Origin of the sequence: Corynebacterium sp. HMSC062A03, assembly GCF_001811145.1 — a bacterium.
GTDB classification, from domain to species: Bacteria; Actinomycetota; Actinomycetes; order Mycobacteriales; family Mycobacteriaceae; genus Corynebacterium; species Corynebacterium aurimucosum.
This window is the reverse complement of the sequence record NZ_KV803645.1, coordinates 128,360-141,136: the sequence shown is the minus strand read 5'-3', so window position 1 is coordinate 141,136 and position 12,777 is coordinate 128,360. Positions and strand designations below refer to the sequence as shown.

Here is a 12,777-nt window from a genome sequence, read left to right as displayed (position 1 = left end):
GGCAAAAGGCCAGCTAGCAACAACGAGTGCTGGCTGGCCTTTTCTATTTCCTAACCTTTACGTATTTTCATCACCTGATTATCCCCCGCCGTGCTATAAGGAGCGAGATTCCAGCCATGCCGATTATGAGCGACTCCGAACTTCATCGCCGCCGCAACGACATCCTGGTTGGGGCACGAAAATGCTTTGCGGAGCACGGCTATGACGGTGCTACAGTCCGCCGCCTTGAAGAAGCCACGGGCAAATCGCGTGGGGCTATCTTTCACCACTTCGGCGATAAAGAGTCTCTCTTTTTGGCCCTGGCCCGGGAAGACGCGGCCCGCGAGGCCGAGGTTGTGGCAAATAACGGTCTGGTTGAGGTTATGAGCGAGATGCTGCGCCACCCTGAGCGCCACGACTGGTTGGCCACTCGCCTGGCCGTTACCTCGATGCTGCGCACCGATCCGTCTTTCGCCGCTCGGTGGCACGAAGAGCAAGAAGTTCTGGATAAGGCGGTACGCGCTCGCTTGGAATCCAACGCCGAAAAAGGTCGCCTGCGCGATGACGTCTCCATCGATACCCTCGTGACGTACCTAGAGACTTTCATGGACGGCTTCATCAACCGCCTCGCGCTGGGAGACACCAAGAACCTAGACCAGGTGTTGAGTTTGGTAGAACAATCGATTCGCGGCTCCCGCGCCGAGCACTAAGCGATTAACGCTCAGTGGCGGAGTGTGATTGACGCTACACTATGGCGTATGCACCATACTCCCCTACAGCTTCCGCGGACGCAGTGTGGAATTAGTCTAAACGCCACACCCCGGCTTGCTCCGAAAGAACAGCGCGCCCACGATGCTCAGCCGAGCGCGCGAATAGATAATTCAGGGCTCCGCGAGGTCATCGAGGAGGCTGGTCCGCTGCCTGGGCGCCTGAAGTCTGGCGACGTGGCTACCTGGATTTTTATCACTATCGTGGTGCTCTTCGTATGCGGCATGGCGTTCACTTTTATTTACGATTTCCTCGGCTCAGCGCGACATGTCATTTCACAGTTTCGGCTCATCTCTTTCATTCCCGTCTTCCCTTTACTGATCATCCTGATCATCGTGGGGATTGGCTTGCGACGCGTGGCCATGAAAGTCAGTCGTTCTCGGCGTCTGCGCACTGCATGGCGCAACGGCTGGGTAGAATACCGTCCTGCTCTCATCGGTGAGTTGGTGTACCTACGCAGCAAAACCGTAGGCCCCGACGACCGTGAACGAACCTATTTTTATTACTCGGCGCCCCTTCTGCTCCTCCAGCCAGACGGCACACTAGCTAAAGCCATGTCCGGTGAGTTCCGCGCTGGCAATCCGAACTGGCTGAGATCGCGGGGCACTGCTATTGCCGAAGGATCCCGCTTAGCAACCGTGGACTCCACGAATAACAATGGATGGACCGTCGCTGCTTACCGTACCGACGGGACGAGTTCAGAAGCAGAACTTTCGTGTGGCCTCACCGGGCGCCAGGTAGAAGCCATTCTCTCCTTCGCCGAACAGCGCTGGGTGCGCTAAGGCCGCTCTTTCATTGGGGTCGGCCCGCCGCTCCACACGGGTCCTGCTCCCCGTTGGGTGTTGAAGCGACGAGAAAGGCGGCTCCAAGCCCTTTACACTGTGATCCATGACGCAATCTTCTATTCAATTGCCTCGGTCACCGCTGAAATTTGATGCAGCCAGCGCCGGCTCCCTCGCGCCTAAGGAGCTAAAGGAGCACGATCAGCAGCCCAACCCCAACGTAGATCGCAGCGGCATACGCGAAGCTATCGATAGCGTCGGGTCACCGATCGGCCAAACGAATCTCGGCATGACCATCGCTGGATTCATTGTCATCTCCATGGGAGTTATGTCCCTGTTCTTCTCAGTGACGCATGCGCTTTTCCTCTTCGTCCTTTTTCCCGGCGCAGATGGAACCATCGGCGGGATACCGATAGCCAGCATTATCATCGCGCTCACCGCACTGGTATTCATCCTTATCGGAGTTATGGTCATGCGAGGGCGCTGGGGATCCACGACGCGGCTGTGCACTGCGTGGGCGAATGGATGGATTGAGTACCGCCCCGCATTGATCGGTGAGCTGGTTTATAAGCGTCGCGTCGATTACAACGACACCACCGATTACTACTACACCGCCCCGATACTGATTTTGCAGCCGGACGGCTCATTGACAAAGAGCCGGACAGCGGAGTTCATTGCTCCGAATCCGAACTGGCTGAAGCTGCGTGGCCGGTTGCTCGCCGACGGTCCCCTCGTCGCCACCGTCGACTTCAACCACAATAACGGCTGGAGTGTGGTGGGATACCGCGCCGACTCGGATAATCCGCGACTAGAACTCCAGCATGGTCTGCGCAAGAAGAACATCGAGGCGGCGCTGTCTTTTGCCGAGCAAAACTGGATAAAAGGTTAATGCTCAAGGATTTACAGTCTAGACTGGCCGCCTTCTAGGAGCCGATAAGAATGCCTCAACACTACATAGCCCCTTTTGACTTTCCCGACCATGAATACAATGAAAGGCTGATTCCTCGAAGTCATCGGTCAGTTTCTTCTCCCAACCCCTCGCCAGCAACTAGCGCCATCACGTGTGCAATCGCAACAGCAAGTCCACTTCTTGGCGGGAAAACGCTTGAAACTAAAGAACTTCGCACGCGCATTGTGGTGGCAGTAATACTCTGCGCCATGGCGGTTCCAATCCTTATTTTTGAAGATCTGTCCTTCAGCTCCGGATGGCAGGGATTGGCCGCGGCATTCTTCGCTGTCTTGTTCGTGGTTACAGCAGCTAGAAATCTTTGGTCAATACGCAGCTCGACATGGGGTGCGCGCCGGATACGTACCGCCGCAGAAAATGGATGGATAGAGTATTATCCCGCATTGCTCAGCGAGATCTGGCAGACCGGCGAATACGTCCCAGAATATGAACCCACCCAGTACTATTACAAAGCGAAAGTGCGCCTTTTCCTTCCCGATGGCACTATTCACGACATCATCAGCGATGAGTTTGCGTCTCTCACTTCTCCACGTGCCTTCCGCGAACAGGGCATCGGCGTGGTGCGTTTTCAAAGCAAGGCCATCTTTGAGCGCACCACGGGGTGGTACATTGCCGCTCACTTATCCACAAAGCCACTACGCTTTGCAAGCCTGCGTCATGGACTCAGCCGCGAGCAAGTAATAGCCGGTCTTAACGCCGCCGCATCCTCTGCTTCCTAGATGTCCTTAACGCTGCCTTCACCATCGATGAATTCCAGAGGCGAGGCCGGGAAGCTATCGCGGCGAGCCACCTCAGCGACAACCTCGGCCACAAGCTCCCGGGAAGTCGTCATATCGCTCGTGCGCTCAGCATCGCTATCGAGCACGGTGATGCCCTGAGAAGGCTCTTCCGTGAGTGCCGCGGGACCCAGAATAAGGTAATTGAGATCGGTCGAATTCAGCTTATTATCTACGGCCTTCTTGGACTCCACGTAGGCATACCACTTCTCGTCCGCGGGATCGGTGGTATTGGTCGTGGCACCCATGTAGGAAATCATGATGTAGGCCGGAGCGTTCTTACCGTCAACAGCTAGCTTCTCCAGACCCGCAATCGATGCGAGCGCGGCATCGCGGTCCACCGCCCAGGTTACGTCAGCGCCAGCGCGGCCACCGTTTCCGGCACCCCACACGACGACGTCATAGTCAGCCAAAAGCTCTACCCAGTCTTCAACAGAAAGCTCGGTGAGATCGCGCACCACTGCAGTGGCGCCGAGGGCTTCAACATCAGCGACCTGGTCGGGGTTACGGATAAGGGAATGGACGGTAAGATTGGCGTCGACAAGCTTGGGCGCCGCTAAAAGCCCAACCTTGCCATGGCCGCCGATGTACAGAACCTTCTTGCGTGCAGTTGTTGTCGTATCAGTCATGAGCGCCACCGTACGCGCTGTCTGATATCTCTGCAGGACCCCAGGACAGCTGGAAAAACCTACAGGCTACAATCTAGTCATGATCGCCATCATGACTGTTACCGGTGTCGATAACACCGGCATTATCTCCGCCGTGTCCACCGCCCTCGCAGAGCTTAACGTCAATATCGTTGATGTCTCCCAGACCCTCATGTCTGAGTACTTCACCATGATCTTGCGCGTCGAATTCGATGAGAACGAGGTCAGCATCCAGCAGCTCCAGGAACGGATGAACACCGTCGGTGAGTCCATCAAACAATCCATCCGCGTGCAGTCGGAAGCGCTGTTCACCGCAATGAACGAAATTTAGGGGCGATAACCAGTCATGCTTAACCGCTTCAATACCGCCAGCATTCTCGACACCATCGAGATGATCGAGAAATACCGTCTCGATATCCGCACCGTCACCATGGGCATTTCGCTGCTCGGCTGCACGCGCTCCACCATGGAAGCCACCGCTGAGGCTGTCTACGACCTCGTGACCACCCGCGCCGCACAGCTGGTTGAGGTGTGCGAGGGAATCGAGGCCGAGCTCGGCATCCCGATCGTCAACAAGCGCATCTCCGTCACCCCAATCGCGCTCATCGTGGCCGGCGTCGAAGGAAACCCCGTAGACGTCGCCCGCGCGCTCGACCGTGCGGCAGCCGCGACCGGCGTCGACTTCGTTGGCGGCTACTCCGCGCTCGTTGAAAAGGGCGCTACCACTGCTGAAAAGGCCCTGATCCGATCCATCCCGGAAGCCCTCGCAGAGACGAACCTCGTCTGCTCCTCGGTGAACATCGCCTCCTCCCGCGCCGGCATCAACATGAATGCCGCGGCCCAGATGGGACGCATCATCAAGGAAGCAGCCGAGCTGACCAAGGACCGCAGCGCTATCGGTTGCGCCAAGCTCGTGATCTTCTCCAACTCCGTGGGCGATAACCCCTTCATGGCCGGCGCTTTCCACGGTATTGAGGAGCCGGACTGCGTGGTTTCTGTTGGCGTATCCGGACCCGGTGTCGTCGATCGCGCGCTCGGCTCCCTTGAGGGAGCCACCCTCAATGAGGTCGCCGAGGAAGTCAAGAAGGCAGCCTTCAAGGTAACTCGCGCCGGCCAGCTCGTGGGTTCCATGGCTTCTCAGCGCCTCGGTGTCCCCTTTGGCATCATTGACCTCTCGCTTGCTCCCACCGCGGAACTGGGTGACTCCGTCGCACACATCCTGGAGCATATGGGGCTGGATCAGGTGGGCACGCACGGCACCACGGCAGCGCTCGCGTTGCTTAACGACGCCGTCAAGAAGGGCGGCATGATGGCCTGCTCCCGCGTGGGTGGTCTGTCCGGTTCCTTCATCCCGGTTTCTGAGGACAAGGGGATGATCGATGCGGTGCGCTCTGGCGCTATCTCCATTGACAAGCTGGAGGCCATGACCTCGATCTGCTCTGTGGGCTTGGACATGATCGCCATTCCGGGCGATACCTCTGCGGAGACCATCGCCGGTATGATCGCGGACGAAGCCGCCATTGGCGTGATGAACCATAAGACAACCGCCGTGCGCGTCGTCCCTGCTCCAGGTACCAAGGCTGGCGACGAGGTCAACTTCGGCGGCCTTCTGGGCTACGCCCCGGTCATCCCGGTTAATGAAGTGGGCAACTCCACCTTCATCAAACGCGGTGGCTTCATCCCGGCGCCGGTGCACGGTTTCCGCAACTAAGGAGAACACCACACGGAGCAATGCGCACCGAGCACTTGACCCTCACACAATGTGAGGGTTTAGCTTTATCCTATGAAGATATCGGACGTCGCCGCGGTCGCTGGTTGCTCAGTGCGCTCCGTGCGCCATTTGCACGAAACGGGCGCGGTTCCTGAACCCGCACGCACCAGCGGAAACTATCGCGACTATTCTGTCTCTGACCTGGCTTCGGTGCTGCGAGCGCGTGCACTTATCGACGCCGGCGTTCCCGTCGCTGATGTCTCATCTCCTGATGCGGTCGAGCGCTCGTTTAACATGCTGGATGAGCGCATTGCTCGGCTGCAACAGCAGCGAGAACGTTTGCGTGCCCTTTCTCAAGCCCCCAAAGGGACACCAGAGGATATCCGTGACTCCCTCAGCCAGGTCATCGAGGATCCGGCAATGCTTCAACTCGAACTGGATTCCTGGGATCTCATTGCACTTACCGGAGTCGCTACATCAGCCACCTGGAAACAGCTACGACAGAACCTCGCCGACGACTATTGCCTTGCAGCTCTCCGCGAGGCTGAAATGTTGTGGCGAGAGCTTGGCTCGCTGTCTCCGCATGATTGTGAGGTCGCGCGTATCATCGAGAAGATGCGCTACCTGGGGGAACACGGGTTGATGCGAGGAATCTATCCCACCTTGCGACCTGGTAACGCTCCGCTGACCGTGGCTGATGCTCCGACTACTGGTGCGCAAGGTGTAGCGCTCAAAGCTCTGGTAGGTGGCTCAGGTGGCTAGTATCTGGCGATTTGTGGAGAAACATCCTGGATTTCGCCTAGCCAAATATGAATTGGGCCTCTACCACGATCTGTGGCGCTGGATGCGGGGCCAGACGTTGGTCCCCGCCGGAGCGGTGGCACTTCCCCACCCTCCGGGCAGGCTACAGATGCTCGGCTTCGTCACTGCGGTGCTGGTGGTTGAAATGGTGGCCGTTCACTTTCTACTCCCTGTGGGCGTTCTACGAATTCTGGCGTTGCTGCTGTCGCTGTGGGCCATCATCTTTGTGTGGGGCTTGATCGCTGCTGAACGTATTCGACCTAGCTATGTCACCAACGAACTCACGGTTTTGCGGCGCGGAAAAACTGTCTTCGTTAAGGTACCGATGGTTCTTGTCCGTAGCAGGCGGGCAGACCGTACATTCGAATCAGCGGTTGTTATAAACAAAGGTGAACTCACGGTCGGTGGCCCAGCTGGAACCGATACCATCCTTGACCTCAGTGAACCCGTCCAGGCATCACCGGACCGCTACCCATGGCAGCGCGCTCACCCAAAGGAGGTAACGAAGGTGCGCTTTTATGGTGCTATTTCTTGCTAATTACTGGCGTTGCGAAGTTCTTCTTCAATCTCCGCAATCATCGGCAACACGAGATCCGCACGTTCAGCGTCAATTCCCCACTTCTCCGGTTCACTGCGGACCATGTCAGCTGTGGCCGTAAGAAAGTGGGCGAAATTTTCGACTACGGCACGGTTATTGTTGCGAATGCCTTCGGTGAGCACGGTAGTGCTCAGCCGTTCGGTCCAAATTTCGAGGATATGCGGCGAGGTACTCTTGGCAATCGTGGTGCAGGCCGCACGCGCTAAGCGGATGCTCTCATCGTCATGCCACACTCCTCCGGGCGCGCGAAGGCGGCACGAGATGATCGCCGCACCTTCGACAGCCGGGATCATTCCTATGCGAACACAGGTTTCTACGTAGTCAGCGCCGTAGCCGACGGCCATGATAGGACCAATGTCTTTGACGATGCCGCGTGTGTCCTCCTCTGTGACATACCACGCGCGGAAGGTGAGGTAGTCCTCGTAGTGGAAGTGGCCTGCTTCCGCGAGCACATTCAGCAACTGAGCGGACAAAGCCTTGGTCCACACCTTGCCTGTACGCAGGTAACCGGTGAGGCGCTCCCGAATCTGGCCGAGATGGCTGTCCCACTGGCCTGACTCAATGCCTTCTTTCAATTCGGTATAGGCCCAGTCCACTCGTACTTCAGGGCGCTTGCTCACCAATCCGGTGAGCAAAGGTTCGATGACGGAATCTAGGGTCGCGGCGGTGCTCATGGTCTCTTCCTCTCCAGCGGCGGCGCGAAGGGGTCTTACCACTTCTAGACCCTGTGCGTGGGAAGCGGAAGGACCCAAGAGAAGAGTCTTGAGCGGTGTGGTTGTGAGCCCGAGTCTAGCGCAGGAAGCAGAATCAGGACAGAGCTATATTTGGGAAATAGTCTTTAGGCTAGCTCCACGATTTCCATGTACTCGTCGTTCCACAAATCCTCATCGCCGTCCGGCATGATGATGACGCGTTCCGGGTTGAGCGCCTTGACCGCACCCGGGTCGTGGGTAACCAAGACCACGGCGCCGGTGTAGGTGCCTAGGGCATCGAGCACCTGCTCGCGGGACTGTGGGTCGAGGTTGTTTGTAGGCTCGTCGAGAAGCAGCACGTTGGCACGCGAGGACACCAGCGTTGCCAGCGACAGTCGGGTTTTCTCACCACCGGAGAGCGTTCCGGCGGGTTGCTCCACCTTGTCACCGGAGAACATGAAGGCACCCAGCAGTCCACGCAAATCCTGTTGGCCAGCATCAGGACAGGCCTCGATGGTATTTTCCCACACGGTCTTGTCTGGGTCGATGTTGTCATGCTCCTGCGCAAAGTAGCCGATGCGCAGGCCGTGGCCGGAGACGATGCCGCCCTCGCCATCGGTGCGCTCCACGCCCGCCAGAAGCTTAAGCAGAGTCGTCTTGCCGGCACCGTTATAGCCCAGCACAACCACGCGGGAGCCCTTGTCGATGGCCAAATCGACGCCGGCAAAAACCTCCAGCGAACCGTACATCTTGGTCAGGCCCTTGGCGTTCATCGGAGTCTTGCCGCAGGGAGCTGGTTCCGGGAACTTAATGTGGGCTACCTTATCGGCCACGCGAACATCATCCAGCTCGTTCATCATGCGCTCAGCACGGTGCAGCATCTGCTTGGCGGCGGCGGCCTTCGTGGCCTTCGCTCCCAACTTGGCGGCTTGCTTGTGTAGTGCTGCGGCTTTCTTCTCCGCGTTGGCGCGCTCGCGGCGGCGGCGTGCCTCATCGGTGGCGCGAGCATCAAGGTACTTCTTAAAGCCCATGTTGTAGACGTCTGCTTCGGCGCGCACGGCATCAAGGAACCAGACCTTGTTGCAGACGGCTTCCAGCAGGTCGACGTCGTGGGAAATCATCACGAGGCCACCCTCGTGCTTGGATAAGAAGCCGCGCAACCACGTAATCGAATCCGCGTCGAGGTGGTTCGTGGGCTCGTCGAGAAGCAGCGTGGTCTGGGACTTGCCTGACCCAGCCGAAGCTGCGAAGAGAATCTGCGCCAGCTCCACTCGGCGGCGCTGACCGCCGGACAGCGTCTTAAGCTGCTGGTCGAGCACGCGCTGCGGCAGGCCCAAGTTGTCGCAGATCTGGGCGCACTCGGAGTCTGCCTCGTAGCCACCTAACGTGTGGTACTCCTCCTCGAGGCGGGAGAACTTACGAATGGCCTTGTCGCGGAACCTATCGTCCGTGGCGGTTTCCATCAGCTCTTGCTGCTTGGCCATGCGGCGCTTGATCTCATCTAAGCCGCGAGCGGAGAGCACGCGCTCACGAGCGGTCTGCTCGATATTGCCCTCACGGGAATCCTGCGGCAGGTAACCAATAGGACCAGAGCGTGTCACCGAGCCGCCATAGGGCTCGGTCTCCCCCGCCAGGATGCGCATCGTCGTCGTCTTGCCCGCGCCATTGCGGCCGACCAAGCCGATACGATCCCCCGGTTGCACTCGAAGGTGCTGGCCGGGGGCGTCGAGAAGCGTGCGTGCGCCCACGCGCACCTCGAAATCATTGGTCACAATCACGTCGAAACAGTCTAGCAACCAGGGCAGTTAAACCCGAACTGCACGGCGCCCAGGCACAGCATCGCTTGCGAACCACCACTGACGAATAGATCCCCAGACCTCGATCCCGCAACCTCCTGTTCGCCTCTACTGAGTGAGCCAGTGCTTGGCGACGCCCACCTGTGTCTTTCGGGATCGAGGTCTGGGGCTTTGCTTTTGGTTGAGGAGACCGCGTTGACAGTGGCGAGGGATGCTCACATATACGCAGAACACCGCCGGTTCGTGTGGACACAAGGAGAATGTGCACTCTCGAACCGGCGGTGGGACTAGCCGCGACGTCTCGCAGACTCTATACGGCGAAGCCGAGGGCCTGGAGCATCTCGCGGCCCTCCTCAGTAATCATGTTCGGGCCCCACGGTGGCATCCAGACCCAGTTGAGCTGGACTGCCTCGGCGAGCTTGTTGCCCACGATGACATCCTCGATCTGCTCGCCGATGACATCAGTGAGCGGACAAGCCGGGGAGGTCAGAGTCATGTTAATGACGCAGGTGTTCTTGCCGTCGATCTCGTCGAGCCAGACGTCATAAACCAAACCCAGATCAACGATGTTGATGCCAAGCTCCGGGTCGATGACATCGCGAAGATACTCGGTGATATCGAAGACCTTGGAAATCTGCTCTTCGGTTTGTTCAGGCTTGACAGCAGCGCCATCAAAGGAAGCATTCTGATCCTGGTAAGGATCAGTGCTGCCACCAGTGGTTTCAGTGTTATCAGCCATCTACTTCTCCAATTCATTCAGCGCTTCGACGGTGGCGGCTTGGAAAGCTTTCCAACCGAGGAGAGCGCACTTTACACGGGCTGGGAACTTAGCCACGCCGGCGAAGGCGATGCCATCCCCAATAATCTCGTCATCACCCTCAACCTCCCCGCGGGAGGTCACCATCCTCTCGAACTCGGCTAGCTTGGCGTTCGCCTCCTCGAGGGGAATGCCGACGATTTCCTCTGCCATGACAGAAGTCGAAGCCTGCGAGATGGAGCATCCCTCGGCGTCGTAGGACACGTCCTCGACGGTGGAACCATCAGGAGACAACTTCACGCGCAGGGTGAGCTCATCGCCGCAGGAAGGGTTGACGTGGTGAACCTCTGCTTGGCCTTCGCGCAGGCCAGAGAATTTCGGGTTCTTGTAGTGGTCGAGGATGACGTCCTGGTACATGGAATCTAGGTTCATGCGCTCACTCCAAAGAAGGTGCGGGCAGCCCGCACTGCCTCTATGAGGGCGTCGACCTCGTCCTCAGTGTTGTACAGGTAAAAGCTAGCGCGTGCGGTCGAATTAGCCTGGCACGCGCGGTGCAGCGGCCACGCACAATGGTGGCCGGTGCGGATGGACACACCATGGGAATCAAGAACCTGGCCCAAATCATGTGGGTGGATCCCATCGACAATGAAGGAGACCGCTCCCCCACGATCCTCGGTGTTCTCAGGCCCGATGATGCGCACGCCGGGGATCTCAGCAAGCTTCTCCAAGGCCAATGCAGTGAGTTTTTGCTCATGAGCGTGGATGGCGTCCATGCCCACCTCGCTCAAGAACTTCACTGCTGCACCAAGGCCCACAACCTGGCTGGTCATCTGGGTACCAGCCTCAAAGCGGGTGGGTGGCTCGGCGAACGTCGAACCCTCCATCTTGACTACCTCGATCATGGAGCCGCCAGTGAGGAAAGGCGGCAGCTGCGCCAACAGCTGTTGCTTGCCGTAGAGAACGCCCACGCCGGTCGGCCCACACATCTTGTGCCCAGAGAACGCGGCGAAATCGACGTCGAGTTCGTGGAAATCCACGGGCATGTGGGGCACCGACTGGCAGGCGTCGAGGACGACCATGGCGCCCACGGCACGAGCACGACGCACCAACTCTGCGACGGGCGCCACGGCCCCGGTCACGTTGGATTGGTGGGTAAAAGCCACGACCTTGACAGAGTCATCGAGCTCGAGCGAATCGAGATCAATGCGGCCGTCCTCAGTCATGGAGTACCACTTCAGCGTCGCGCCGGTGCGCTGGCACAGCTCTTGCCACGGCACCAAGTTCGCGTGGTGCTCCAGTTCGGTGACCACGACGGTATCGCCCTCACCAACATAAAGCTCGCCCGCGCGCTCGTCACTGAGCACATAGGCAACTTCATTCAACGCCTCCGTGGCGTTCTTGGTGAAGGAAATCTCATCGCGATCAGCTCCAACGAAGGCGGCAATGGCCTGGCGAGCGGACTCATAGGCGTCATCAGCCTCCTCCGCCAGCTGGTAAGAGCCACGGTGTACCGGCGCGTTGGTGCCGAGCACGAACTCCTCCTCGGCCTTCCATACCGGCAGGGGACGTTGCGAGGTCGCTCCCGAATCCAGGTACACCAGTGGTTTACCGTCGCGCACGGTGCGCGAGAGGATAGGGAATTGTTCCCGAATCGCAGTAACGTCTAGTTCAGGCATAGGTCCTTGTGCTCGGTTCTTCTTCTCTAGCGTGTCGTGGTGTGGTCGTGATCGGCGCTACTGCCTACTTGAGGAACTGCTCGTAGCCGTCTGCCTCAAGCTGGTCAGCCAGTTCAGCGCCGCCGGTCTTGATGATCTGTCCGTCGGCGAAGACGTGGACAAAGTCCGGGACAACGTAGTTGAGGATGCGCTTGTAGTGCGTGATGAGGAGGATGCCACCCTTGGTCTCCTCCTGGTAGCTGTTGATGCCATCGGAAACGACGCGCAGGGCGTCGACGTCCAGGCCGGAGTCGGTCTCATCCATGACGGCGAACTTCGGCTTGAGGATATCCAGCTGCATAACCTCGTGGCGCTTCTTCTCACCACCGGAGAAGCCCTCGTTCACGGAGCGGTGTGCAAAGGACTTATCGATGGCCAGCTTCTCACGAGCCTCAGTGAGCTCCTTGTTCCACTCACGCAGCTTCGGAGCCTCACCGCGGATAGCGGTCACGGCGGAACGCATGAACTGCGACATCTTCACGCCCGGCACCTCAGTCGGGTACTGCATAGCCAGGAAGAGACCAGCGCGGGCGCGCTCATCGACTTCCATCTCGAGGATATTCTCGCCGTCGAGGAGCACCTCACCCTCGGTCACCTCGTACTTGGGGTGACCAGCGATAACGTAGGACAGAGTGGACTTGCCGGAGCCGTTCGGACCCATGACAGCGTGGGTCTCACCGGAATTGATGGTGAGGTTTACGCCCTTGAGGATCGGCGTGGGCTCACCGTCCTCCTCATGTGGGAGCACCTGCGCGTGGAGATTCTTGATTTCCAGGGTAGACATTGAG

At 58.6% G+C, this 12,777-nt stretch carries 15 protein-coding genes; 8 read left to right on the top strand and 7 right to left on the bottom strand.

Annotated features, from left to right (window positions below; genetic code table 11):
- The first annotated feature begins 116 nt into the window (after positions 1–116).
- The 4 genes from HMPREF2781_RS00660 (at position 117) to HMPREF2781_RS00645 (ending at position 3,215) form a co-directional block, all read left to right on the top strand.
- Positions 117–689, top strand: coding sequence for a TetR/AcrR family transcriptional regulator (locus HMPREF2781_RS00660; protein ID WP_070444799.1), 573 nt, complete (start codon positions 117–119; stop codon positions 687–689).
- Positions 690–737: 48 nt separating this feature from the next.
- Positions 738–1,529, top strand: coding sequence for a hypothetical protein (locus HMPREF2781_RS00655; protein ID WP_246821743.1), 792 nt, complete (start codon positions 738–740; stop codon positions 1,527–1,529).
- A gap of 106 nt (positions 1,530–1,635) precedes the next feature.
- Entirely contained in the window at positions 1,636–2,418 is a 783-nt protein-coding gene (locus tag HMPREF2781_RS00650) for a hypothetical protein (protein ID WP_070643522.1), read from the top strand.
- Between the two features lie 50 nt (positions 2,419–2,468).
- Entirely contained in the window at positions 2,469–3,215 is a 747-nt protein-coding gene (locus HMPREF2781_RS00645; RefSeq protein ID WP_070643519.1) for a hypothetical protein, read from the top strand.
- Here HMPREF2781_RS00645 and HMPREF2781_RS00640 read toward each other — a convergent pair.
- A complete protein-coding gene (locus HMPREF2781_RS00640; protein ID WP_070643516.1) occupies positions 3,212–3,901 on the bottom strand; it encodes an SDR family oxidoreductase in 690 nt (229 codons plus the stop codon). The genes HMPREF2781_RS00645 and HMPREF2781_RS00640 overlap by 4 nt on opposite strands.
- Positions 3,902–3,980: 79 nt before the next feature.
- Between HMPREF2781_RS00640 and HMPREF2781_RS00635 the strand changes: the two genes are divergently transcribed.
- The 4 genes from HMPREF2781_RS00635 to HMPREF2781_RS00620 all read left to right on the top strand — a co-directional run bounded on the left by HMPREF2781_RS00635 (position 3,981) and on the right by HMPREF2781_RS00620 (position 6,969).
- Positions 3,981–4,250: an ACT domain-containing protein gene (locus HMPREF2781_RS00635; RefSeq protein WP_010186707.1), complete on the top strand. Its 270-nt coding sequence runs from the start codon at positions 3,981–3,983 to the stop codon at positions 4,248–4,250.
- Positions 4,251–4,265: 15 nt separating this feature from the next.
- Positions 4,266–5,630, top strand: coding sequence for a PFL family protein (locus HMPREF2781_RS00630; protein WP_070643514.1), 1,365 nt, complete (start codon positions 4,266–4,268; stop codon positions 5,628–5,630).
- 72 nt (positions 5,631–5,702) lie between these two features.
- Positions 5,703–6,392 carry a MerR family transcriptional regulator gene (locus HMPREF2781_RS00625; RefSeq protein WP_070643511.1) on the top strand — a complete coding sequence of 230 codons (690 nt, stop codon included), beginning with the start codon at positions 5,703–5,705 and terminating at the stop codon, positions 6,390–6,392.
- A complete protein-coding gene (locus HMPREF2781_RS00620) occupies positions 6,385–6,969 on the top strand; it encodes a hypothetical protein (protein ID WP_070445034.1) in 585 nt (194 codons plus the stop codon). Before HMPREF2781_RS00625 ends, HMPREF2781_RS00620 begins: the two co-directional genes overlap by 8 nt.
- Here HMPREF2781_RS00620 and HMPREF2781_RS00615 read toward each other — a convergent pair.
- The 6 genes from HMPREF2781_RS00615 to sufC form a co-directional block, all read right to left on the bottom strand.
- The gene (locus HMPREF2781_RS00615; protein WP_070643508.1) at positions 6,966–7,703 is read right to left on the bottom strand and encodes a hypothetical protein; all 738 of its coding nucleotides are present in this window, start codon (positions 7,701–7,703) and stop codon (positions 6,966–6,968) included. The two genes, HMPREF2781_RS00620 and HMPREF2781_RS00615, sit on opposite strands and share 4 nt — an antisense overlap.
- A 164-nt stretch (positions 7,704–7,867) precedes the next feature.
- A complete protein-coding gene (locus HMPREF2781_RS00610) occupies positions 7,868–9,499 on the bottom strand; it encodes an ABC-F family ATP-binding cassette domain-containing protein (protein ID WP_070643505.1) in 1,632 nt (543 codons plus the stop codon).
- A 328-nt stretch (positions 9,500–9,827) separates the two neighbouring features.
- On the bottom strand, positions 9,828–10,256 hold the full coding sequence (locus HMPREF2781_RS00605; RefSeq protein WP_070444828.1) for a metal-sulfur cluster assembly factor: 429 nt from the start codon (positions 10,254–10,256) through the stop codon (positions 9,828–9,830).
- Entirely contained in the window at positions 10,257–10,706 is a 450-nt protein-coding gene (gene sufU / locus HMPREF2781_RS00600; protein WP_070444838.1) for a Fe-S cluster assembly sulfur transfer protein SufU, read from the bottom strand.
- A complete protein-coding gene (locus HMPREF2781_RS00595; protein WP_070643502.1) occupies positions 10,703–11,950 on the bottom strand; it encodes a cysteine desulfurase in 1,248 nt (415 codons plus the stop codon). Before HMPREF2781_RS00595 ends, sufU begins: the two co-directional genes overlap by 4 nt.
- 64 nt (positions 11,951–12,014) lie before the next feature.
- Positions 12,015–12,773 (bottom strand): Fe-S cluster assembly ATPase SufC, encoded by a 759-nt coding sequence (gene sufC, locus HMPREF2781_RS00590; RefSeq protein ID WP_070444843.1) that lies wholly within the window; start codon positions 12,771–12,773, stop codon positions 12,015–12,017.
- Positions 12,774–12,777 lie beyond the last annotated feature (4 nt).

Bases quoted from the DNA above. Each gene is read 5' to 3' on its own strand.
- HMPREF2781_RS00660 (WP_070444799.1), top strand. From the start codon at position 117: ATGCCGATTATGAGCGACTCCGAACTTCATCGCCGCCGCAACGACATC.
- HMPREF2781_RS00655 (WP_246821743.1), top strand. From the start codon at position 738: ATGCACCATACTCCCCTACAGCTTCCGCGGACGCAGTGTGGAATTAGT.
- HMPREF2781_RS00650 (WP_070643522.1), top strand. From the start codon at position 1,636: ATGACGCAATCTTCTATTCAATTGCCTCGGTCACCGCTGAAATTTGAT.
- HMPREF2781_RS00645 (WP_070643519.1), top strand. From the start codon at position 2,469: ATGCCTCAACACTACATAGCCCCTTTTGACTTTCCCGACCATGAATAC.
- HMPREF2781_RS00640 (WP_070643516.1), bottom strand. From the start codon at position 3,901: ATGACTGATACGACAACAACTGCACGCAAGAAGGTTCTGTACATCGGC.
- HMPREF2781_RS00635 (WP_010186707.1), top strand. From the start codon at position 3,981: ATGATCGCCATCATGACTGTTACCGGTGTCGATAACACCGGCATTATC.
- HMPREF2781_RS00630 (WP_070643514.1), top strand. From the start codon at position 4,266: ATGCTTAACCGCTTCAATACCGCCAGCATTCTCGACACCATCGAGATG.
- HMPREF2781_RS00625 (WP_070643511.1), top strand. From the start codon at position 5,703: ATGAAGATATCGGACGTCGCCGCGGTCGCTGGTTGCTCAGTGCGCTCC.
- HMPREF2781_RS00615 (WP_070643508.1), bottom strand. From the start codon at position 7,703: ATGAGCACCGCCGCGACCCTAGATTCCGTCATCGAACCTTTGCTCACC.
- HMPREF2781_RS00605 (WP_070444828.1), bottom strand. From the start codon at position 10,256: ATGGCTGATAACACTGAAACCACTGGTGGCAGCACTGATCCTTACCAG.
- sufU (WP_070444838.1), bottom strand. From the start codon at position 10,706: ATGAACCTAGATTCCATGTACCAGGACGTCATCCTCGACCACTACAAG.
- HMPREF2781_RS00595 (WP_070643502.1), bottom strand. From the start codon at position 11,950: ATGCCTGAACTAGACGTTACTGCGATTCGGGAACAATTCCCTATCCTC.
- sufC (WP_070444843.1), bottom strand. From the start codon at position 12,773: ATGTCTACCCTGGAAATCAAGAATCTCCACGCGCAGGTGCTCCCACAT.